The organism is Paraburkholderia caledonica, from assembly GCF_000383275.1.
GTDB classification, from domain to species: domain Bacteria; phylum Pseudomonadota; class Gammaproteobacteria; order Burkholderiales; family Burkholderiaceae; genus Paraburkholderia; species Paraburkholderia caledonica.
This window is the reverse complement of record NZ_KB911034.1, coordinates 533760-556292: the sequence shown is the minus strand read 5'-3', so window position 1 is coordinate 556292 and position 22533 is coordinate 533760. Positions and strand designations below refer to the sequence as shown.

General features: G+C 64.0%; 20 protein-coding genes and 1 pseudogene. 6 read left to right on the top strand and 15 right to left on the bottom strand.

Annotated elements, in window-relative coordinates; translation table 11 throughout:
- Window positions 1-53: 53 nt before the first annotated feature.
- The 5 genes and pseudogenes from H281_RS35370 to H281_RS0102515 all read right to left on the bottom strand — a co-directional run bounded on the left by H281_RS35370 (window position 54) and on the right by H281_RS0102515 (window position 6895).
- Window positions 54-858 (bottom strand): annotated as a pseudogene (locus H281_RS35370) (alpha/beta fold hydrolase).
- A gap of 236 nt (window positions 859-1094) precedes the next feature.
- Complete coding sequence (locus H281_RS0102530; protein ID WP_027804232.1) at window positions 1095-3899, bottom strand: DNA internalization-related competence protein ComEC/Rec2; 2805 nt, start codon at window positions 3897-3899, stop codon at window positions 1095-1097.
- A gap of 124 nt (window positions 3900-4023) precedes the next feature.
- Window positions 4024-4812 (bottom strand): TatD family hydrolase, encoded by a 789-nt coding sequence (locus H281_RS0102525; RefSeq protein WP_020065516.1) that lies wholly within the window; start codon window positions 4810-4812, stop codon window positions 4024-4026.
- A gap of 93 nt (window positions 4813-4905) precedes the next feature.
- Window positions 4906-5649 carry a lipoprotein-releasing ABC transporter ATP-binding protein LolD gene (gene lolD / locus H281_RS0102520; RefSeq protein WP_027804231.1) on the bottom strand — a complete coding sequence of 248 codons (744 nt, stop codon included), beginning with the start codon at window positions 5647-5649 and terminating at the stop codon, window positions 4906-4908.
- Complete coding sequence (locus H281_RS0102515; RefSeq protein ID WP_020065514.1) at window positions 5642-6895, bottom strand: lipoprotein-releasing ABC transporter permease subunit; 1254 nt, start codon at window positions 6893-6895, stop codon at window positions 5642-5644. The genes lolD and H281_RS0102515 overlap by 8 nt, the downstream gene beginning before the upstream one ends.
- Before the next feature lie 422 nt (window positions 6896-7317).
- Between H281_RS0102515 and H281_RS0102505 the strand changes: the two genes are divergently transcribed.
- The 5 genes from H281_RS0102505 (at window position 7318) to H281_RS0102485 (ending at window position 14228) form a co-directional block, all read left to right on the top strand.
- On the top strand, window positions 7318-8502 hold the full coding sequence (locus tag H281_RS0102505) for a hypothetical protein (protein ID WP_020065512.1): 1185 nt from the start codon (window positions 7318-7320) through the stop codon (window positions 8500-8502).
- A gap of 37 nt (window positions 8503-8539) precedes the next feature.
- Window positions 8540-10246 carry a single-stranded-DNA-specific exonuclease RecJ gene (gene recJ, locus H281_RS0102500; RefSeq protein ID WP_020065511.1) on the top strand — a complete coding sequence of 569 codons (1707 nt, stop codon included), beginning with the start codon at window positions 8540-8542 and terminating at the stop codon, window positions 10244-10246.
- A gap of 163 nt (window positions 10247-10409) precedes the next feature.
- Window positions 10410-11514 (top strand): peptide chain release factor 2 gene (gene prfB / locus H281_RS35825; protein ID WP_123282627.1). Its coding sequence is split into 2 segments (ribosomal slippage): window positions 10410-10490 and window positions 10492-11514, totalling 1104 coding nucleotides; the frame shifts between segments, so codons are not numbered across the junction.
- Window positions 11515-11671: 157 nt separating this feature from the next.
- Complete coding sequence (gene lysS, locus H281_RS0102490; RefSeq protein ID WP_027804229.1) at window positions 11672-13228, top strand: lysine--tRNA ligase; 1557 nt, start codon at window positions 11672-11674, stop codon at window positions 13226-13228.
- 235 nt (window positions 13229-13463) lie between these two features.
- On the top strand, window positions 13464-14228 hold the full coding sequence (locus tag H281_RS0102485) for a glycine zipper 2TM domain-containing protein (protein WP_027804228.1): 765 nt from the start codon (window positions 13464-13466) through the stop codon (window positions 14226-14228).
- Window positions 14229-14325: 97 nt separating this feature from the next.
- Here H281_RS0102485 and iscX read toward each other — a convergent pair whose 3' ends face one another.
- From iscX to H281_RS0102435, 10 genes are all read right to left on the bottom strand, one after another.
- Window positions 14326-14523, bottom strand: coding sequence for a Fe-S cluster assembly protein IscX (iscX, locus tag H281_RS0102480; RefSeq protein ID WP_013588918.1), 198 nt, complete (start codon window positions 14521-14523; stop codon window positions 14326-14328).
- 15 nt (window positions 14524-14538) lie between these two features.
- On the bottom strand, window positions 14539-14880 hold the full coding sequence (fdx, locus tag H281_RS0102475; RefSeq protein ID WP_006051275.1) for an ISC system 2Fe-2S type ferredoxin: 342 nt from the start codon (window positions 14878-14880) through the stop codon (window positions 14539-14541).
- Between the two features lie 157 nt (window positions 14881-15037).
- Window positions 15038-16909, bottom strand: coding sequence for a Fe-S protein assembly chaperone HscA (hscA, locus tag H281_RS0102470; RefSeq protein ID WP_020065508.1), 1872 nt, complete (start codon window positions 16907-16909; stop codon window positions 15038-15040).
- Window positions 16910-17013: 104 nt separating this feature from the next.
- Window positions 17014-17553 carry a Fe-S protein assembly co-chaperone HscB gene (gene hscB / locus H281_RS0102465; RefSeq protein ID WP_020065507.1) on the bottom strand — a complete coding sequence of 180 codons (540 nt, stop codon included), beginning with the start codon at window positions 17551-17553 and terminating at the stop codon, window positions 17014-17016.
- 149 nt (window positions 17554-17702) lie between these two features.
- Window positions 17703-18026, bottom strand: a complete 324-nt coding sequence (gene iscA / locus H281_RS0102460) for an iron-sulfur cluster assembly protein IscA (RefSeq protein WP_020065506.1) — start codon at window positions 18024-18026, stop codon at window positions 17703-17705.
- Window positions 18027-18156: 130 nt separating this feature from the next.
- Window positions 18157-18570 (bottom strand): Fe-S cluster assembly scaffold IscU, encoded by a 414-nt coding sequence (gene iscU, locus H281_RS0102455; RefSeq protein WP_020065505.1) that lies wholly within the window; start codon window positions 18568-18570, stop codon window positions 18157-18159.
- A gap of 71 nt (window positions 18571-18641) precedes the next feature.
- Window positions 18642-19865 carry an IscS subfamily cysteine desulfurase gene (locus H281_RS0102450; protein ID WP_020065504.1) on the bottom strand — a complete coding sequence of 408 codons (1224 nt, stop codon included), beginning with the start codon at window positions 19863-19865 and terminating at the stop codon, window positions 18642-18644.
- Between the two features lie 72 nt (window positions 19866-19937).
- On the bottom strand, window positions 19938-20468 hold the full coding sequence (iscR, locus tag H281_RS0102445) for a Fe-S cluster assembly transcriptional regulator IscR (RefSeq protein ID WP_006051269.1): 531 nt from the start codon (window positions 20466-20468) through the stop codon (window positions 19938-19940).
- Between the two features lie 133 nt (window positions 20469-20601).
- The gene (locus H281_RS0102440) at window positions 20602-21099 is read right to left on the bottom strand and encodes a low molecular weight protein-tyrosine-phosphatase (protein WP_027804227.1); all 498 of its coding nucleotides are present in this window, start codon (window positions 21097-21099) and stop codon (window positions 20602-20604) included.
- 192 nt (window positions 21100-21291) lie between these two features.
- Complete coding sequence (locus H281_RS0102435; RefSeq protein ID WP_020065502.1) at window positions 21292-21531, bottom strand: hypothetical protein; 240 nt, start codon at window positions 21529-21531, stop codon at window positions 21292-21294.
- A gap of 267 nt (window positions 21532-21798) precedes the next feature.
- Between H281_RS0102435 and H281_RS0102430 the strand changes: the two genes are divergently transcribed.
- Window positions 21799-22338 carry a hypothetical protein gene (locus H281_RS0102430; RefSeq protein ID WP_020065501.1) on the top strand — a complete coding sequence of 180 codons (540 nt, stop codon included), beginning with the start codon at window positions 21799-21801 and terminating at the stop codon, window positions 22336-22338.
- The last annotated feature ends 195 nt before the right edge of the window (window positions 22339-22533 follow it).

The following is a 22533-nucleotide window of genomic DNA, read 5'->3' as shown; positions in this document are numbered from 1 at the left end:
GCCCGGGCACGCATGCGCGCCGCGCAAACCACCGGTGACCGGCGCGCGCAGCGTCAGCCGCGCTGCTCCAGTTCGCGCAACATCCGCTGCACGGCACGCGCGGTTTCGATCGGCTTTTCCATCGGAAAGAGGTGGCTGCCCTCGATCCATTCCACATGGCCGCCGGTCGCACGGCGCGTGGCGCGCAAGCCGACCTGACGGATTTCTCGCGACCGGGTGCCGGCGATGAATCCGACCGGCACCGGTGCGCCGCGCGCGAGCCGCGCGCCGAGCGTATGCGGCAAGGTCCGGTAGATCTGATATTCGATACGGCGATCGAACGCGAGGCTGCGCGAGCCGTCGTGCGAAACCTGCGGAATGCCGAACTCGATGTAGTCGGACAGCATCCGCTCGTCCCAGCGCGCGAACGCTGGCTTCGAATGGAAATGACGCCATGCCTCTTCGCGGCTTGCCCAGTGAGTGCGGCGCTTGCGCGTGGCCGCTGCGGGCGAAAGCCGCTCGTCGAGCCCGGTCCATTGCGACACGCGCAAAATGCTGCTGCGCCAGCCTGCCACCACCGGAGAATCGAGCATCACGACGCCCCTCACCCACTGCGGTTTCTTCAAGGCCGCCATCAGCGACACATAGCCTCCGAGCGAATGTCCGACAAGCCACACCGGCTGCTCGTAGGTCCGTCCGATGTCGTCGAGCAACTGCTCGACGAGATGCGGCCAGTCCTGAGTCACCGGATAGCGCGGATCGTGTCCGATGCGTTCGATGTGCCGCACTTTCATAGTCGTCGGCGAGTTCCGCAAAAATCGTCCGGTAAATCGACGCTGGAAAACCGTTTGCGTGCGAGAAGTGAATGATGTTTTTCAACTGCGGCTATCTCCGTTCTGTTTATTCGCGGCGGGTGAAGCCTGGCGGTGTCTCGCGGTGCTGAGTGTTGCGGTGTGGCTGTGACGGTGCTCCGCTGTGAAGCTTGAGTACGATCCCGTTGAGCGGCTTCGCTTTGCCGCCCGCTCATTGCCTCTCTTCTACGGCGCTCTCCGAGTTGCCTTCAGCGCACTTCTTTTGCGGCTGCTCCTCTTGCGTAGCGTCAGCCGGCGATCGGTTCAGCGATCCATCCAGTAACGCCGGCGTGTGTCGCGATAACGCTCGATGGTCAGCGCGGTATCGCTTGCATGCGCACCTCGCCGCGTGGCGAAATCCGGGTCGATCAGGACGCGCACCGCGCCATCCGCATCGCTGCGTCCAAGTTCGATATGCCGCGCCGAATAACGCGCCAGCACGCCCGCACTGGGATGATGAAACCGGTTGCGATAGCCTACCTGAAATAGCGCGACGAGCGGGTCGATAGAATCGAGGAACGGCTCAGTCGACGACGTCTTGCTGCCGTGGTGTGGGACCACCAGCACCTGAGCACGCAGCATCTCGCGATCGCGCGACAACAGCACGCGTTCGGCAGGGGCCTCGATGTCGGCGGTCAGCAGCGCTGCAAGGCTCGTGGCTTGCGCGTGCGCGTTCGGCGCGTCAGCCGACGGGCGATTCGCCGCGCTTTCCGTTGTACTCTTCAGCGCACGATGCAATCTGCTGCCCGACGCATGCTCCGCCGCGCTGGCCGCGCCACCATTATTCACGCCACCTGCCGTACCCTCCGCAAGCGAAGCTTCTGCACTTCCCTCTCCCGGGCTCGCAACTGCACCCGGCGACGTGCTCACCCGCAGCACACAGCAATGCGCGTTCGGCTTGCCCTGTAGCGGCCCGGCGTCGGGCCAGAGCATCGAGAATTCGACGCCGTCCCACTGCCAGCGCTGTCCCGCCGCGCAGGGCAACGTCTGCGCGCCCCGTTGCCTCGCATCCGCCCATAGCGCATTGCCCGGTGCGAGAGCGGCGACCATCTGACGGACCTCGATCGCATCGAGCACGGCCGGCGCGCCTCCCGAGTGGTCTGAATCCGCGTGGCTAACAATCAGCGTGTCGAGGACGTTGACGCCGTGCGCCTGAAGATACGGCACGACGACTCGCTCACCGGCGTAGGTCGATTCCGGGCCCGGCCCCGTGTCGAACAGCAGCACGTGGTGCGCCGTCTCGACCAGCACCGACGTGCCCTGCCCAACGTCCAGCGCGGTCAGCCGGAAGCTACCGTGGGGCGGCCCGGACGGCGCCGGCGCAAGTAACGGCAACCACGCGAGCGGCGCCGCCCAGCGCAGCGGCCAGCCGCGCGGCGCGAGACACCACAGCACGCCGACCGCGGCCGCAGCGAGCGTCCATCCGTCCGGCTGCGGCAGCCACCACAGCGCCCATCTGGGTCCGGAAAGCCAATGCAATCCGGCCATCATCAGCTCGAGCAGCGCGTGCGCCGTACGAAACGCGTAGGCATCGAGCGGCGCGGGCAACACGACGCCTGCCAGCACCGAAGGCGTCACCAGCAGGCTTACCCACGGAATCGCAAACGAGTTCGCGAGCGGCCCGATCAACGGAATCTGAGCGAACCAGTAGACGGTCAACGGCGCGAGCGCGACGGTGACAGCAAGCTGAACATGCGCGGCGCCGCGCAGCCGTTCACCGAAAGCCTGAACGCGGCGCGCGGCGGCAGCACGCAGGCGCAACAACCATGACCATCGCAACAATCGGCCGGGCGCGCCGCCCTGTTCGACCGTCTCGTGCGTGCGCTGTTCGTGATTTTCCACGCGAGGCCGCCCCGACGTGGCAAAGAGAATCGCCGCCACTGCGCAGAACGACAACCAGAATCCCGCCGAGACAACCGCCCACGGATCGATCAGCAACACGAGCCCGAGCGCAGACGCGAGCACGGCCGAGCGCGGTACATTGCGCCCGCTCAGATACGCGAGCGCAACGACGCCGGCCATCCACAGCGCGCGCTGCACGGGCACGTTGAAGCCGGCCAACGCAGCATGCAACGCGGCGAAGAGCGCGCCGCCCGTTACCGCGACGAATTGCGCGGGAACGTGCAGCGGCCAGTTGCGGCCGATCAATCCCGAGCGTCGCCAGCACGCGCCGCAAAGCCATGCCGCGAGACCCGCGGCAAAGCCGATATGCAATCCCGAGATCGCCACCAGATGACTGGTGCCGGTGGCGCGCATCAATTGCCAGTCGGCGGCGCTCACTTCGTCCTGCGCGCCGATTGCCAGCGCGACGACGATGCCGCGATGCGGCGAGTCCGCCAGCACCGCGTCGATGCGCGCACGCAGCGCCGCGCGCCAGCGGTCCACCGTCACGCTCACGCCGCGCGCATCCGGGCGCAACCGCACGGCCTGCGTTGCCGCGCTCACGTAACCGGTGGCCCGCACGTTCCGCGCAAGCAAGCCGGCTTCCGCGTCACGCACGCCGAAGTTCGCATTGCCATGTGGCCGTTTCAGCCTCACACGCAGACGCCAGCGTTCACCGGGTTGAAGCGGCGGCGGCGGCGCTTCGTCCGCCATCCACGACAGTTGGACGACGCGCGGAAACCTGACCGGTTCGCCCGGTGCCGATTCAACGGCAGGCGCGTCGACCGACTCCACGTCGAAAAGAAAACGAACGCCTTTATCGTCGCGCGAGGGCAATCCTTTGATGTTGCCGGTCAGCTCGATGTCGCGGCCTTCCCACGCAAGCGGCAAGCTCGTTGCGAGCCGTGCTTCCGCACGCCATGCCGCGTAGCCGAAGCCGACGCACCATGCCGCGCATGAAAGCGCGCCCCAGCCGGCCAATGAGCGCACACGTCGAAGCGTCCAACTGGAAGGCGCGCTCTGCTCGCGATCCGCGATGTGCGAAGACCCACGCAAGGCCCACACTGCGGCGGCCGACGCCGCGCAGCCGAACAACACCAGCGCGCACCAACCGCCCCAACCAGGCAACGCCGCCTGCCGCTGAAGCCAGACGACGCCCAACCCGAATCCACACCACCATGTACGCATGCGCCCTCCGCCCGCCACTGGCCGTACCCGGGACGAGACGACGCAACGCACGGCGCAACGCGCAAGCATGCCGCCGGACGTGTGTCTCGCCCGGCGCAAACCACTCGAGAATCAACCGGACAAATTATGCAGAGGAAAGCGCGAGCCGCGGCAGCGCGGCGAGCGCGTTAGCCGTTGTGCCTAGGGCGGCTTCGTCCACCGCCATGCCACGCAACTGCGCGAGTCCGGCGCCGATGGCCGGAATCTGTTCGGGGGAGTTGCGCTGCTTGTAAATCCACGAAGGCGCGATGTCCGGCGCGTCGGTCTCGACCACGAGCGCGTCGAACGGCAACTGCTCGGCAAGGCGGCGAATCTGCCGCGCGCGCTCGAACGTCAGATTGCCGCCGAAGCCGAGATGCATACCCTGGTCGATATACGCCTGCGCCTGCTGGAAGCTGCCGTTGAATGCATGCGCGATGCCGCGATGAATCTGATGCCTGCGCAAGCCTTTGATTACCTGATCCTGCGATTTGCGCACATGGCAGATCACCGGCAGATCGAATTCCCGCGCGATTTGTAGTTGACCGTTGTAGAAGAATTGCTGCCGGGCGTCGTCGAGACCGTCGACGAAATAATCCAGCCCGATCTCGCCGATGCCGATGAAGCGCGGGTCGTCGAGGCTCGCCTTAATTTCCGCGCGCAGCAGGTCAAGATCGTGTTCCTGCGCGGATGGCGTGAAGAGCGGATGAATGCCGAGCGCATATGCGCCGCCGTCAAAGCGATGCGCCAGCTCGCGCACGGCCGCAAAGTTCTGCCGGCCGATGGCTGGAATGACGATACGCCCCACGCCCGCACTCTTCGCCGCCGCAGCGACGTGCTCGCGGTCGGCGTCGAATTCGGAGGCGTCGAGATGGCAGTGCGTATCGATCCACATGGTTTGCCTCGCTGACAAGTGGACTGAGTGGATTAAGCAGATCAGGCGGCCGGTGCGTCGAGCCATTTCCAGCTCTGTGCCGCCTCGCCACGCTTACACCGGAACCGGCGGCTCCTCGTGCAAAATCCCGTCGCGCAACCGCATGATGCGGTCGCACCGCCCGGCCAGTTCAGGGTCGTGCGTGACGATCACGAAACTCGTTTCGAGCGTTCGCGACAGTTCGAGCATCAGATTGAAGACCGTGTCCGCAGTGCCGCCGTCCAGATTGCCGGTTGGCTCGTCGGCAAGCACGCACGCCGGCCTCGTGACCAGCGCCCGCGCAATCGCCACACGCTGACGCTCGCCGCCCGACAGTTCGCCCGGCCGATGTTTCGCGCGATGCGCCATGCCGACGCGCTCCAGCACCGCGAGCGCTTCACGACGCGAGGCTTCGGTCGTCATGCGGCGAATCCGCAGCGGCATGGCGACGTTATCGAGCGCCGAAAACTCGGGCAGCAGATGATGGAACTGGTACACGAAACCGAGTGCGCGATTGCGCAAGTCGTTGCGTTCGCGTTCGGAGAGCTTCGTGAACGGCTTGCCCATCACCGAGACGTGGCCCGCACTCGGATCGTCAAGGCCGCCAAGCACATGCAGCAGCGTGCTCTTGCCCGAACCGGACGCGCCGACAATCGCGAGCTTCTCGCCGCGCCGCACGTTCAGTTCGGCGTTGTTGAGCACCTGTACATTCAGGCCGCCCTGCACGAACGACTTCGAAATGCCGGTTGCTTCCAGCACGTACGGATGGGGCGTCAGTTCCTGAGCGGCCATGGGTAGAGTTGCGGAACGGTCATTCATAGCGCAGCGCCTCCGCGGGACGGACTTTGGCACCGCGCCAGCTCGGGTAAAGCGTCGCCACCGCCGACATCAAGAACGCAATGATGCCGATTCGCGCGACGTCGGCGGGAATCAGTTCGGACGGCAGCTCGCTGATGAAATACACCGACGGCGGCAAGAACTGCACGCCGATCATATGTTCGATCATCGGCACGAGCCATGGAATGCTCCACGCGATCAGGCAGCCCAGCGCAACACCGGTTGCCGTGCCGATAAAGCCGATGGTCACGCCCTGCACGACGAAAATCTTCATGATCGAACCGGGCTGCGCGCCGAGCGTGCGCAGAATCGCGATGTCGGCCTGCTTGTTGGTCACCGTCATCACGAGCGACGACACGAGATTGAACGCCGCGACCGCAATGATGAGCGTGAGGATGATGAACATCATGCGTTTTTCGATCTGCACCGCCGAGAACCAGGTCTTGTTCTGCTGCGTCCAGTCGCGGATATACAGGTCGCCGGAGAGGCTGCGCGCAAGCTGATGCGCGACTTCCGGCGCGCGCTGCATGTCGGTGAGACGCAACCGCACGCCGGTCGGCGCGGGTAGCCGGAACAGCGCCTGAGCGTCCTTGATATTGATCAGCGCGAGCGTGCTGTCGTACTCGTAATGCCCCGACTCGAAGATACCCACCACCGTGAACTGCTTCAGACGCGGCAGCATGCCGGCCGGCGTAATGGTGCCTTCGGGCGCGACCAGCGTGATCTTGTCGTTGACGGTCACGCCGAGATTGGTCGCGAGGTCCGCACCCAGCACGATGCCGAAGTCGCCAGGCACGAGATCGGTGAGCTTGCCGCCTTTCATCTCCTTGCCGATGTCGGATACCTGCGGCTCGAGCGTCGGCTCGACGCCGCGCAACGCGACGCCGCTGACCGCATCCTGGCGCGTGAGCAGCGCCTGCGCTTCCACATAAGGCGCGGCGCCGATCACTTCCTTGTTCCGGCGCGCTTCGTCGGCCGTCAGTTGCCAGTTAGGCATCGAGCCGGTCGGCGAAAAGATTTCGACGTGCGCAAGCACCGACAGCATGCGGTCGCGCACTTCCTTCTGGAAGCCGTTCATGACCGAGAGGACCACGATCAGCGCGGCGACGCCAAGCGCGATGCCCGACATCGAAACCAGTGCGATGAAGGAGATAAAGCCGTTGCCGGTCGTGCGTTTGCCGGCGCGGGTATAGCGCCAGCCGATCTGCCATTCGTAGGGAAATTTCAAGCGAGTCCTTTTCTGCGTTCTTCGGCTACCCGGGCTGCGTGCGGCGTCTTGCGGCTGGCGACGCGTCTGGCGATGCGTCCGCGGATAAGCCCGCCGTTGCATCTGCCTTCGCGTCGCGAGTCCGGCCCGAGTGTCCTGATCATTGGTGTCGCGGCAATCCGGATGGTTCCTGCCGACGTCGCGGCGCAAACCCGCCCCGCATTGCCGATGCCGCCACCGTCAACCAAGCGCGAAGTTTGCCATACAATGCCGCGCCGCCGCATAAAGGGACTGCCGGTAGAGCGGCCGGCGGGACTGCTGGACAGCCCGCTGCGGGACCGCTGCGTGGATAGCTCGATGCAACTGCCGACGTGACGACGACCCATTGCCATCCCGCGCCAACCCGCCGAGCCTGTCGAAACCGCAGCGCGCTTTGCCCTACAATGCGCAGCATCATGCACGCCGACCGCCTCTATCTTCTGCTTCCTTTCGCGCTGCCCGCCGCAGCCGACGCCTCCACCGCCCTACACGACATTAGCAGCCCCGCGCTCGACCGGCTGGTCGCGCGCGCGACGCTCGTCGAGCGTGTGATCGGCGAGGATTTCCAGCGCACGCTGCCGCATGAACGGTGGATCGCGCGTCAGTTCGGCGCGCTATCCAACGCCTCCACCGCATCGACGGGCGCGGCGGCCGCCGACGAAGCCCCGCTCGCGCCCTACATGCTTCGCGCCGACGGCGGCGAGCCGGGCGACGCGACGTGGGCCTGCGTGCAGCCGGTGCACGTGCGCATCGCGCATGACCATCTGGTGCTGATCGACCCGGCGTCGCTCGATCTTTCCGATGACGAAGCGAGCGCGCTGCTCGAGGTGGCCCGGCCTTTGATCGAGGAACTCGGCGTGCGCATCGAGGCGCCGAAGCCCGCGCGCTGGTACCTGTCGGGCGACGGCTTCGGCACGCTGGCCGGTGCATCGCCGTTGCGCGCGAGCGGCCGTAACATCGAAATCTGGTTGCCGCACGAAGCGCATTCCGGCGAGCGTTCGCGGGCGTGGATGAAGCTGCAGAACGAAGTGCAGATGGCCTGGTTCGAGCACCCCGTGAACGAAGCCCGCGAGGCGCGCGGCCTGCCCGCCGTCAATTCGATCTGGTTTCACGCGCAAGGTGCGGCGCGGCCTGTGCGCAGCCCGTTCTCACGCGTCTTTTCAGACGCCGCAGCGACGCGCGGTCTCGCACTCACAGCCGGCGTGCCAGTTGGCGCTCCGCCCGCTTCGTTCGCGGCGCTGTCCTCGCTGGAGGACCGCGGCGGCACCAATGCAGGCGGCCAGGCAACCCGTTCGAGCGGGGCGAACGATGTGCACACCGCAGCACACGCACAAAACACCACCCTTGTGGAACTGGACCCGTTCTCGGCGCCGTACATCGAACAGGACTGGGCACGCTGGAACGAGGCCTTCGCGGCGCTCCAAGACGACTGGTTCGAACCGGCGCTCGAAGCGTTGCAATCGGGTGCACTTGCCGAACTCGGCCTGACCTTGTGCGGCGACACGGGGTCCGTCACGCTCAGCATCACGCGCGGCGATCTGCGCAAGTTCTGGCGACGGCGCCTGCTCGCCTCGCTTTTCATCGAATGATCGATTGCATGACCGACCCTACAGACGGCCTTTCAGAATGACCCGAATCGTTACGCGCGCCTGTTCTCCCGTCGACGCTGAAATTCTCGTGCGCCACGGCCTGCATCCGGTGCTCGCGCGTCTGTATGCGGCGCGCGGTGTGTGCCTGCCCGATGAAATCGAAACCGGACTTGCGCGCCTCGTGCCGCCCGCCGCGCTGAAAGGCTGCGAAGACGCCGCTGTGCTGCTCGCCGACGCGATCGGGCAAAAGCGCCGCATGCTGGTCGTGGCCGACTACGATTGCGACGGCGCCACCGCCTGCGCGGTCGCGGTGCGCGGGCTGCGCATGTTCGGCGCCCAGATCGATTATCTGGTGCCAAACCGCTTCGAATACGGCTATGGCCTCACGCCCGAAATCGTCGCGCTGGCCGCGCGCAACGCATCGGGCAAGCCGGACCTTCTGCTTACGGTCGACAACGGCATTGCGAGCGTGGACGGCGTCGAGGCAGCCAACGCTCTTGGCATCGACGTGCTCGTCACCGATCACCACCTGCCCGGCGACCAGTTGCCCGCCGCCCGCGCGATCGTCAATCCGAACCAGCCGGGCTGCGAGTTTCCGAGCAAGTGCATCGCGGGCGTCGGCGTGATGTTTTACGTGCTGCTCGCGTTGCGCGCCGAATTGCGCCGCCGCGGCGCATTCGGCGACGATTTCCCGGAGCCGCGCCTGGATGGCCTGCTGGATCTCGTTGCGCTCGGCACCGTCGCGGACGTCGTGAAACTCGACGGCAACAACCGCGTGCTGGTCGCGCAAGGTTTGCAACGCATCCGCAAGGGCAAGATGCAGCCGGGCATTGCCGCCCTCTTTCGCGCCGCCGCGCGCGACGCCCGCAGTGCGTCGGGCTTCGACCTCGGCTTCGCGCTCGGTCCGCGGCTGAATGCGGCGGGACGGCTGTCGGATATGTCGCTCGGTATCGAATGCCTGACGACCGACGACGTCGGCCGCGCGTGGGAACTCGCGCAACAACTCGATGCAATGAACCGCGAGCGCCGCGAAATCGAAGCGGGCATGCAGCAACAGGCGCTCGACGACCTCTCGTCGATCGACCCCGACGGCGCGGCCACCATCACGCTGTTCAATCCGGCCTGGCACCAGGGCGTGATCGGCATCGTGGCCGGACGGCTCAAGGAGAAATTTCACCGGCCTTCGTTCACGTTCGCACTCGCCGACGACAGCGGCCAGCTCGTCAAAGGCTCGGGCCGCTCGATCGCGGGCTTCCATCTGCGCGACGCGCTCGATCTGATTTCGAAGCGCGAGCCTGGCATGATCGTCAAATTCGGCGGCCACGCGATGGCGGCAGGCCTGACGCTCGCCGCCGCCGACGTGCCGCGCTTCACCGCCGCGTTTGAAGCGGTCGGCCGCGAGTGGCTCACCGAAGAAGCGCTTTCGCGCACCGTCGAAACCGACGGCGAACTGGAAGACGCGTACTTCACGCCGCAGTTCGTCGAAATGCTCGACGCCGCTGTCTGGGGCCAAGGTTTCCCGGCGCCGGTGTTTTCGGGCGAATTCGACGTCGCGTCGCAGGCGCTCGTGAAGGACAAGCACCTGAAGCTGCAACTGATGCGCGGCCGCCAGCGTTTCAACGCAATCTGGTTCAATCACACCGACACGCTGCCCGCACGCACCACGGTCGCGTACCGGCTTGCGAGCGACACGTGGAACGGCGTCTCGCGCGTGCAGTTGATCGTCGAGCACGCGGCGAGCTAGAGCGACTCCACCGGCGTCACCGGCGCCGCTGCGCGAACCCGCCGCGACGCAGAAAATCTCCGCAAAATCAATCCCAAACCCGCGCCGGATCGCTCGATCGACTCCGGCGCCCGGCGCCGATCGGCTATAATTTCCCCTTTTTACGAAGCTATAAAAGATCGACATGGAAGCGGAACGTCTCAACGCGATCGAAGCCTCTCTGGCGGACCTGCGCAAGCGCGCGGCCGACCTACGGGGGTATCTTTGACTACGACGACAAAGCACTGCGTCTAATCGAAGTCAACCGGGAACTCGAAGACCCGGACGTCTGGAACGACTCGAAACACGCCCAGGCCCTCGGCCGGGAGAAGAAACTGCTCGACGACACCGTCGGCAAACTCACGTCGCTCGACAACGACTTGCGCGACGCGCAAGACCTGTTCGACATGGCGCGTGAAGAAGGCGACGACGAAACGCTGATCGCCTGCGAAACGGACGCACAAGCGCTCGAACAGCGCGTCGCCGACATGGAATTTCGCCGCATGTTCGCGAATCCGGCCGACCCGAACAACGCGTTCCTGGATATACAGGCCGGCGCGGGCGGCACCGAGGCGTGCGACTGGGCGTCCATGCTGCTGCGTCAGTACCTGCGCTACTGCGAACGCAAGGGCTTCAAGACCGAAGTGCTGGAGCAGACCGACGGCGACGTCGCAGGCATCAAGAACGCCACAATCAAGATCGAAGGCGAATACGCTTACGGCTTCCTGCGCACCGAAACCGGCGTGCACCGCCTCGTGCGCAAGTCGCCGTTCGACTCGTCGGGCGGACGTCATACGTCGTTTTCTTCGGTGTTCGTGTATCCGGAAGTCGACGATTCAATTGAGGTGGACATCAACCCGGCCGATCTGCGGATCGACACGTACCGCGCGTCCGGTGCGGGCGGTCAGCACATCAACAAGACCGACTCCGCGGTGCGTATCACGCACATTCCGTCGGGTATCGTCGTGCAGTGTCAGAACGACCGCTCGCAGCACCGCAACCGCGCTGAAGCAATGGCCATGCTGAAATCGCGTCTGTACGAAGCGGAAATCCGCAAGCGTCAGGCCGAGCAGGACAAGCTCGAAGCGGGCAAGACGGACGTGGGTTGGGGTCACCAGATCCGCTCATACGTGCTGGACAACAGCCGTATCAAGGACCTGCGCACCAACGTCGAAATCAGCAATACGAAGAGCGTGCTCGACGGCGATCTCGATCCGTTCATCAGCGCGAGCCTGAAACAGGGCGTCTGAGTACGACCGGCGCGGCACGCAACGCCGCGCCGTATCTTTTTACCGCCTGAGGTCTGTCACCAACAGGCTGTCCGCAAGCCGGCCGCCGAATGCGGACCACCGAATGCGGACCACCGAATCCGGACCACCGATTGCGGACCACGAATACCAAACCATCATGAACGAACCGATCCAGCCTAATACGGCCCAGCCCGATGTGGCCCAGCCGAGCGTCGTGCCCGAGGTGGACGACAACAAGATCATCGCCGAACGCCGTGAAAAGCTGCGCGAGGTGCGTGAGCAAGGTATCGCCTATCCGAACGATTTCCGTCCCACGCATCATGCGGAAGATCTGCAGTCGCAGTTCGAGCACACCGACAAGGAAGCGCTCGAGGCAAACCCGCTCGAAGTCGCGATTGCCGGCCGCATGATGCTCAAGCGCGTGATGGGCAAGGCAAGCTTTGCGACCGTGCGCGACGGCTCGGGGCAGATCCAGTTCTTCATCACACCGGCCGACGTCGGTCAGCAAACGTACGACGCCTTCAAGAAGTGGGACATGGGCGACATCGTCGCGGCGCGCGGCGTGCTGTTTCGCACGAACAAGGGCGAGCTTTCCGTGCGTTGTACGGAACTGCGCCTGCTGTCGAAGTCGCTGCGTCCGCTGCCGGACAAGTTCCACGGCTTGTCGGACCAGGAGATGAAGTATCGCCAGCGCTACGTCGATCTGATCGTCACGCCGGAAACGCGCAAGACGTTCGTCGCGCGTACGAAGGCAATCTCGTCGATCCGCAAATTCATGGCCGACGCCGACTTCATGGAAGTCGAAACGCCCATGCTCCACCCTATTCCTGGCGGCGCGGCGGCCAAGCCGTTCACCACGCACCACAACGCGCTCGACATGCAGATGTTCCTGCGCATCGCGCCTGAGCTGTATCTGAAGCGGCTGGTGGTGGGCGGCTTCGAGCGCGTGTTCGAGATCAACCGTAACTTCCGCAATGAGGGCGTCTCCGTGCGCCACAACCCGGAATTCACGATGATCGAGTTCTACGCGGCGTACACCGATTACAAGTGGGTGATGGATTTCACCGAGCAGTTGATCCGCCAGGCCGCGATCGACGCATTGGGTACCGCGACGATCACGTATCAAGGGCGCGAACTCGATCTGGCAAAGCCGTTCCACCGTTTGACGATCACTCAGGCTATCCAGAAGTACGCGCCGCAATACACGAACGAGCAGCTTGCCGACAGCGCGTTCCTGCGTACGGAACTGAAGAAGTTCGGCGTGGACGCGTCGCAGCCGCAGTTCCTGAATGCGGGCGTGGGCTCGCTGCAACTCGCGCTGTTCGAAGAGACCGCCGAGTCGCAACTGTGGGAGCCGACGTACATCATCGACTATCCGATCGAGGTGTCGCCGCTCGCGCGCGCTTCGGACAAGGTGGAAGGCATCACCGAGCGTTTCGAGCTGTTCATTACCGGTCGCGAAATCGCCAATGGCTTTTCGGAATTGAACGATCCGGAAGATCAGGCGGCTCGCTTCAAGAAGCAGGTCGACCAGAAAGACGCCGGCGACGAAGAAGCCATGTTCTACGACGCCGACTATATCCGCGCGCTCGAATACGGCATGCCGCCAGCGGGTGGTTGCGGTATCGGCATCGACCGTCTGGTCATGATGCTCACTGACAGCCCGAGCATCCGCGACGTGATTCTGTTCCCGCACTTGCGGCGCGAAGACTGAGCATTACGCGCTTTGCCTTGAAAACGCCCGGCTCCGATGCCGGGCGTTTTGTTTTGTACGGAACGCCGAACACTGGCTGGACCATTCGGGCGTGTAACCATTGGTAAAAGCGCCCTTGGGTACGCGGGCGAAAGCGCGATTTTGGTCAAATCGTTACAATTGGAAACGTCAGGTGGATCGATTTCGCGGAGACTTGGTCTCACTACAAGTCACTCTGCCAAAGACGGAGGCGAAAATGGAAAGACCCAACACGCAACCCGCTACACCAGTCATGCAGAACTCGGCACCGCCGACATCCCAGCGGCGGCTCCATCCGCTCGTCGCGACCGCTGCGGGCGCTGTGATTATCGCGAGCCTCGTCGCGACGGCGGCGATGACGGGCATGTTCCCCAAGGCGTCCAGCACCGGCGAGCCCACCAGTCAGACGCAAGCGGCGCAGGTCTTGCCACAGACCGGCCAGCCAGCCGTGGTCGATTCGGCGGCGCCGGCCAACCCGTCGGCGCAGCAGAGTTCCGGTCAGATCGCCCAGCAAGCCGCGCAGCAGCAACCCGTACCGCAGCCGCAACGCGCGCCGGCACCTGCTCCCTCGCAGCAACAGTACGCACAACAGCAACAGGCACAGCCCGCGCCGCAATACGCTCAGCAGCAGTCGACGCAACCGGCCTACTGCGCGAGTTGCGGCACGGTCGTGGCCATTTCCGAAGCGCGTCAGGAAGGTCATGGAACCGGCATTGGCGCCGTCGGCGGCGCGGTGGCGGGCGGCGTGGTCGGCAACCAGTTCGGCAGCGGCAACGGGCGCACCGCAATGACACTGCTCGGCGCGCTCGGCGGCGGCCTTGCGGGCAATTCAGTCGAAAAACATATTCGCAGCACGACGTCCTATTCGGTGCGGGTGCGAATGGAAAATGGCAAGACGCGCTACTTCACGTATCACGAAGCGCCGCCGTTCCAGCAGGGACAACGCGTTCGCGTGCAGAACGGCGCGCTGGTGGCGGACTGACGCCGCGCATCGGAGCTAACGTGCATAAAAAAGGCGATTCCAATGGAATCGCCTTTTTCTTTACCGCAGCCGCATCAGCGCAAGCCGCTTCGCAAACTCAGTAATCCGCGTCTTCAATCCATGCAGCCTGGATCGCCTCGAGGATCTTTTCGTTCGACCGGTTGGGATCGTCGTCGAATCCTTCCAGTTCGGTGACCCAGCGGTGCAGGTCGGTGAAGCGCACTTGCTGCGGATCGACGTCCTGATGCTTGTCGGTCAGGGCCATCGCGATGTCTTGCGTATCGGTCCACTTCATGGCTGCGTCCTCCTGTTAGTGATTTTCCTTCGCGTGATTGATCGAGTAACGCGGGATTTCGACGACCAGGTCCTGCTCGGCTGGCACAATCGCCTGGCACGACAGACGCGAAGCCGGCTCGAGCCCCCACGCCTTGTCCAACAGATCGTCCTCGTCTTCCTCGGACGGCGTCAAGGCGGCGAAACCCTCACGCACGATCACGTGACAGGTCGTGCACGCGCACGACTTCTCGCAGGCATGCTCGATTTCGATTCCGTTATCGAGCAGGTTGTCGCAAATGCTCTTGCCGGGCACGGCTTCGATCACCGCGCCTTCCGGGCACAGTTCGACGTGAGGCAGCACAACGATTTGAGGCATACATTTTCCGTTTGGGTCTGAGGCGCGGCCTCAACCAGGTCCGCGCCATTTTACTGGCGACACGCGAAGTTTTTAAGTCCGCGCGACGCGCTTCAGTTCTTGCGGCGACGCCGCTTGCCGACACTTGCCGCCGCTGTCAAAGCAGCCGGGGCGAGCTTCAGATTTCGTCGAGCTTGCGGCCGGCCAGCGCGCGACGAATGCCCTTGTTCATGCGGCGGGCAGCGAATTCGTCGGTGCCCTCGGCAAGCTTTTTGGTGGCCGCTTCGATCGCGTCCACGTCGTCGCTCCCGGCGACATTACGCAGGCCGGTCAGCAGCGCGTCGAGTTCCGCGCGCTCGCTGTCGTCGAGCAGTTCGGCGTCGGCGGCGAGCGCCGCGTCGGTCGCTTCGACGAGACGCCGCGCTTCGACCTGCGCCTCACGCAGCGCGCGGGCGCGCATGTCGACTTCAGCGGTGGAGAAGCTGTCTTCGAGCATTCTGGCGATGTCGTTGTCGGCGAGACCGTAAGACGGCTTCACGACCACCGACGCCTCCACGCCCGAGCCGAGTTCGCGCGCAAACACGGACAACAGGCCGTCCGCGTCCACCTGATACGTCACGCGAATGCGCGCCGCGCCGGCCGCCATCGGCGGAATGCCGCGCAGCTCAAAACGGGCGAGCGAGCGGCAGTCGCTGACGAGCTCGCGCTCGCCTTGCACGACGTGGATCGCCATTGCCGTCTGGCCGTCCTTGAACGTGGTGAAATCCTGCGCGCGCGCCACCGGAATCGTCGAATTACGCGGGATGATCTTCTCGGTCAGACCGCCCATTGTCTCGACGCCGAGCGACAGCGGAATCACGTCGAGCAACAACCAGTCGTCGCCGTCCGCGCCGCGGTTGCCGGCGAGCAGGTCAGCCTGGATTGCGGCGCCCAGCGCGACGACCTGGTCGGGATCGAGATTGGTGAGCGGCGGCTGGCCGAAGAACGATTCGACCGCGCGGCGAATCACCGGCATGCGTGTCGCACCGCCCACCAGGACGACGCCCTTGATCTCTTTGGTCGTAACCTTGGCGTCGCGCAACGCTTTCTTGGTCGGGCCGAGCGTGCGTTGCACGAGCGCCTGAGTGATGGCCTCGAAAGTGGCCTCGTCGATCGTCAGATCGATCCTGGCGCCGTTGGAAAGCGTCACGGCGAGGGTTACCTCAGGCGCGTCCGACAACGCCTCCTTGGTCGTGCGAACGCTGTCGAGCAGCAGCCGCACGTCTTCGGGCGCGAGCGTTTTTGGCGCGATACCGGCCTGCTCCAGCACATGGCGATACAGCGCGTGGTCGAAATCGTCGCCGCCTAGCGCCGAGTCGCCGCCCGCCGCGAGCACTTCGAATACGCCTTTCGTGAGCTTGAGAATCGACAGGTCGAAGGTGCCGCCGCCAAGATCGTAGACGGCGTACAAGCCTTCCGAGCCGTTGTCGAGGCCGTAGGCAATCGCGGCCGCGGTCGGCTCGTTCAACAGGCGCAGCACGTTCAGGCCCGCCAGACGCGCGGCGTCCTTGGTCGCCTGGCGTTGGGCTTCGTCGAAGTAAGCGGGCACCGTGATCACTGCGCCGACCAGTTCGTCGCCAAGCGTGTCTTCGGCGCGCTGGCGCAGCGTCGCGAGAATCTCCGCCGATACCTCGACCGGGCTCTTCACACCGTCGACGGTACGGATCTGCACCATGCCGGGCGCGTCGATGAAATCGTAGGGCGCGTTTTCGGCACCTTCCACTTCCGCCTTGCCGCGTCCCATGAAACGCTTGACTGAGACGATCGTGTTGCGCGGATCGGTCGCCGCCTCGGCCTTGGCCGCGCGGCCGATGCGGCGGCCGCCCTTTTCCAGGTAGCGCACGACGGAGGGCAGCAGCACGTGGCCGTCTTCGTCGGGCAGCACATCGGGCACGCCGCTGCGCACGGCGGCGACGAGGGAATTGGTCGTGCCGAGGTCGATACCGACCGCCAGACGCCGCTGATGAGGCGCCGGCGCCATGCCGGGTTCGGAGATTTGCAGTAAGGCCATCTGGATCTTCTCGGAGCCGTCAGGCTCCGTCCTGAAATTGCGTTGCTGGATGTAATGCCAATGCCGCTTTGCATCGCTGCGATGCGATGCTGCAAAGGAGCCGCCTAATCCTCGAGCCGCTCGATCTGCGTGCCGATTTCCGCGGCCACCCGTTCGATAAACATCAACTGCCGCACCGCCTCGCCCGCCGCCTGATTTGCGCCGCTGTCGAGCAATGCGCCGAGCTTCTCGAAACGGATGCGTTCCTCGTCGCGCAATTCCGTGAGCAATGCGTCGAGCGCGTCGACGTTCTTTGCCGCGGCGGCGTCTTCAATGCCTTCGCGCCACTCCATCTGCTGCATCAGAAACGCCGGCTCCATGGCGGTGTTGTCATGCGCGCCGACGTCGATGCCACGCAGATGCAACAGGTAAGTCGCGCGCTTTAGCGGATCGCGAAGCGTTTGATACGCCTCGTTCGTGCGCGTGGCCCATTGCATCGCGATGCGCTTCTGCGCGTCGCCGGCCGCCGCGAAACGGTCCGGATGCACTTGCGCCTGCACCGTGCGATACGCGTGATCGAGCGCAGCCGGATCGAGCGCGAATTGCGCAGGAAGACCAAACAGGTCGAAGTGGCTATCGTTCAGCGAGACGTTCAGCGAAACCATCGAATCAAAAATTTCCGTCGAGAAAAGTGCATTGGAGCGGAGGTCGGGCGCATAGCCCGCTCAACCGGGCTGCCTCACGCGAAATCGCGGAGCAAACTAAAAAGGCGGCCCGCGCCGCCTTTGGTCCGCTGCACGCGGAAGTTTTCGAGTTACACGCGGAACGACTCGCCGCAGCCGCACTCGTCTTTCACATTCGGGTTATTGAACTTGAAGCCTTCGTTCAGCCCTTCGCGCGCAAAATCGAGTTCGGTTCCGTCGATATAGGCAAGGCTTTTCGGGTCGACAATGATCTTCACGCCATTGCACTCGAACACCTCGTCTTCGGGCGCGAGTTCGTCCACATACTCGAGCTTGTAAGCCAAGCCGGAGCAGCCGGTGGTGCGCACGCCGAGACGCAGGCCCACGCCTTTACCGCGACGGGTCAGATACTTCTGGACGTGCTGTGCTGCCTTCTGGGTCAACGTAATTGCCATAGCGTTTCTCATTGCGCGGTGCGTGCCGACACACCGCTACCCTGCCTGCATCAAATGTCGCTCATGCCTGACGGCGCGTGTTGTCGCGCCGCCCGCTTCCTTTCACCCGGTCGTTCCCGAACCAGAAGATTCAAGCGTGCTGCTTGTCGCTTTCTTCGACCGCTGCGCCGTGACGTTGCTTGTAGTCGGCGACCGCAGCCTTGATCGCGTCTTCCGCGAGAATCGAGCAGTGGATCTTTACCGGCGGCAACGCGAGTTCTTCCGCGATCTGCGTGTTCTTGATCGACATAGCCTGATCGAGCGTCTTGCCCTTCACCCATTCGGTGACGAGCGAGCTCGATGCGATCGCCGAACCGCAGCCGTACGTCTTGAACTTCGCGTCTTCGATGATGCCGTCTGCGCCCACGCGGATCTGCAGCTTCATGACGTCGCCGCAAGCAGGCGCGCCGACCATGCCGGTGCCGACCGTGTCGTCGTCTTTCGCAAACGAGCCGACGTTGCGCGGGTTTTCGTAGTGATCCAGAACCTTGTCGCTATAAGCCATGATTACACTCCTTAATTCGTTTCAATCTGCCAATCGGATAACAGCGCGATCAATTTCGACCAGCCGGCGCGTCAGTGCGCCGCCCACTGGATGGTCGAAATGTCGATGCCGTCCTGATGCATTTCCCACAGCGGCGACAGATCGCGCAGCTTCGAAATTTTCGTCTTCAGCAGATTGATCACGTAGTCGACGTCCTGCTCGGTCGTGAAGCGGCCCACCGTGAAGCGGATCGAGCTGTGCGCGAGTTCGTCGTTACGGCCGAGCGCGCGCAGCACATACGACGGTTCCAGCGAAGCCGACGTACACGCCGAGCCCGACGACACCGCCACGTCCTTCACCGCCATGATCAGCGATTCGCCTTCGACGAAATTGAAGCTGATGTTCAGGTTGTGCGGCACACGCTTTTCCATGTCGCCGTTCACATACACTTCTTCGATTTCCGACAGGCCGCGCAGCAAGCGGTCGCGCAGCATGCGAATGCGCTCGTTCTCCGTTGCCATTTCTTCGCGCGCGAGCCGGAATGCTTCGCCCATGCCGACAATCTGGTGCGTTGCCAGCGTGCCCGAACGCATGCCGCGCTCGTGACCGCCGCCGTGCATTTGCGCCTCGATACGCACACGCGGTTTGCGGCGCACGTACAACGCGCCGATGCCCTTCGGGCCATAAGTCTTGTGCGCCGAGAACGACATGAGGTCGACCTTCAGCTTCTGCAGATCGATCTCGATCTTGCCGGTGGCTTGCGCCGCGTCCACATGAAAAATGATGCCTTTTTCACGGGTGATCTCGCCGATTGCCTCGATGTCCTGAATCACGCCGATCTCGTTGTTCACGGACATGATCGACACGAGAATCGTGTCCGGGCGAATCGCCGCCTTGAACTTTTCGAGGTCGATCAGACCGTCGTCCTTCACATCCAGATACGTGACTTCGAAGCCTTCGCGCTCGAGTTCGCGGCAGGTGTCGAGCACGGCCTTGTGCTCGGTCTTCACCGTGATGATGTGCTTGCCTTTGCTCTTGTAGAAGTGCGCTGCACCCTTGATCGCGAGGTTGTCCGACTCGGTTGCGCCCGAGGTCCAGATGATTTCGCGCGGGTCGGCGTTGACGAGCGCCGCGACGTTCTCGCGCGCTTCTTCGACTGCACGCTCCGCCGTCCAGCCATACGAGTGGCTGCGCGATGCGGGGTTACCGAACTGCTCGCGCAGATACGGAATCATCTTGTCCACCACGCGCGGGTCGACCGGGGTCGTGGCGCTGTAGTCCATGTAAATGGGCAGGTGGGGAATGTCGTTGTTCATCTATCGCTCCGGGGACGTCGTGTGCTCTGGCTTCTGAATTCGCTATGGGCTGCGGTGATGTCGTGCCGCGCCTCAGGAACCGGCCATGTTGAAAACGGAATTGGGCCCTTTTGGCGCCACGCGCACCGGCTCGACCGCCGGCGCCTCGCTGCGCCTGTCGCGCAGGACAGCCGGGGCGCCTTCGCGCGAACGCTGCTGATCGACCAGATCTTTCAGGGAGACCGAATCCAGGTACTCGACCATTTTCTGGTTCAGCGTGGACCACAGCTCGTGGGTCATGCAGTGACCGTCGTGCTGTTTCGTGCCCTCGCACGAGCCCTTGCCGCCGCATTGCGTGGCGTCGAGCGGCTCGTCCACCGCGATGATGATGTCGGCCACGGTCACGTCTTCAGCACGGCGGGCAAGGTTATAGCCGCCGCCCGGTCCGCGCACGGACTCGACGATTTCATGGCGACGCAGCTTGCCAAAGAGCTGCTCGAGGTATGACAGGGAGATATGCTGGCGCTGGCTGATACCCGCAAGCGTCACCGGGCCCTGCTCCTGGCGCAACGCCAGGTCAATCATCGCCGTGACGGCGAAACGGCCTTTCGTGGTGAGTCTCATATGTATGGGGAACCGCTATTCTCGACAAGTTTTGTCAAGTATAAATACATGAGCGATTTAGTCAAGTATCCCTATCGCAATTTGGGTCATTCGCTTAATTGTCAGCGCGCCTCGCAGCCGACCGCCGGCGGATCTAGCCGATCAATTGGGGACGCAGCGCCGCGATAAGGCCTCGGCACGCCGCCTCGCATTGATCGAGAACCTGCTCGAAGCCTTCTGCGCCGCCGAAGTACGGATCGACAACTTCGCGTGCGCCGCCCCAGCGCGCGTCGGTTTCAGGCACGAACTCCATCAGCAGACGAATCTTGTCCCGCTGCTCCGGCGGGCAGACCTGGCGCAGCGCGGCCACGTTCTTGTCGTCCATTGCGATCAGAAGATCGAAGCGATCGAAGTCGATTCCGGCGATCTGCCGGCCGCGCAACGCGGCGAGATCGTAGCCCCGGCCACGCGCAGCGTGCTGCGCGCGCTCGTCCGGTGGCTGGCCGATGTGCCAATCGCCTGTTCCTGCCGAGTCGATCAGGATGCGCTCGCCAAGCTTCGCTTCTTCGACGAGACGGCGCATCACGCCTTCCGCGGTGGGAGAACGACAGATGTTGCCGAGGCAGACAAAGCAGATAGACACAGTTTTCATCAGCGGCTTCTTCTGACGCTTCACAGCGCACTAGTAGTACAACTCCGCGGCAACGGCACCGGCCCGCAAAACGTCGTCCACGCGGGCTCAGCAGATGAAACGCAGCGGCTACCGCACGGTGCCGCGATTATACAAAGCCCCGCCGAATCTCGCCCGCAGCCTAACGCTCGATCCGGCCGGTTGCTCGCCAGTTCAGGAGGCTTGCGGCAGCGGCGACGCCGTGACGGCGCGCAACGGCTTGGCCGGCAACGAAGATGTGTCGTCGATCATGCCGTACGAGACCGCGCGCGCGAGTTCCGCAGTCAGTTGGTCACCGGCAAGAGGCGCCTGCGAGGCACGCGAAGCGATGTCACCCCAGATTTGCATATACGCCAACCCCGCCAGCGCGAGGACGAGTGCGAGAGGCCAATACACCGCTATTGTCTTTTTCATGATGTCGTTCTTCCGAAGTGGCTCGCGAGTTCAATGCTCACTATGCCCATCACGAATCCTATAGAAAGAGGCAATCGAGAAAAACCCACCGTCGCGCGATACAGCGTTGCGTGTAATGGAACAGTGCAACGACGTGACTACTGGCAGCGCCATACGCCGTCGCGCCTGGCACGGAACTTAACTCCTTACAAAAGCATACAAAGCTGGCGAGACACACGGTCATAATTGCGGTCTCATAGACATGAAACCTCTTAGCTCGGGCTTGAAATGAAACGCTTTGCACCCCTCGGCGCTGTCGCTGTTGCCGCCCTTCTGGGCGGCTGCGCCGTGTATCCGGACGGCACTCCGATGTACAGCAACGGCTACAGCACCTACGACGGTTACGACGGCTACGGCGCGCCTGTCCCGCCACAAACCAACGTCTACATGGGTTACAGCAACTACTACGGCCCAGGTTATTACGACGGCCCCGGGCGCTACTACGGACCTGGACCGGGATATCGCGGCTATCCGGGACGTCCGTACCACGACGGCGACAACGGCAATCACGGCGGCAATGGCAATCACGGCGGCAACGGTGGATGGCACGGCCAGCCCGGCGGCGCATCGCCGCCGCAAGGGGCGGCCGCCGGTCCGCGTGGACCGAGTGGGTCGAATGCGCCGCGCCCGGCCGCCGCGCCTCCGCCGCCGGCACCGGCGCAACAGGCAGGGGGAGGAGGCGGAGGTGGAGGCGGCCATGGCAACGGCGGCCGAGCGGGCGAGGGAGGAGTTCCGAGTCACCGGTCGAGCGGGATGACAGAGCACTAAATGGCGTTTGAGCGCCCCCGGCGATGAGCAAGAAGCACGTACAGCGTACCTGGCAGGGACCTCGGTGCACGCTGATTCGCTGTAGCGCAGTTGACGCAGGCCTGCGGGAACGGGCGCCTCGGTGAGTCAGTGGCTCACTGACTCACTGACTCAGTGACTACGGCCACGATGGCTGCGCCCCGTTACCCGCGTTAC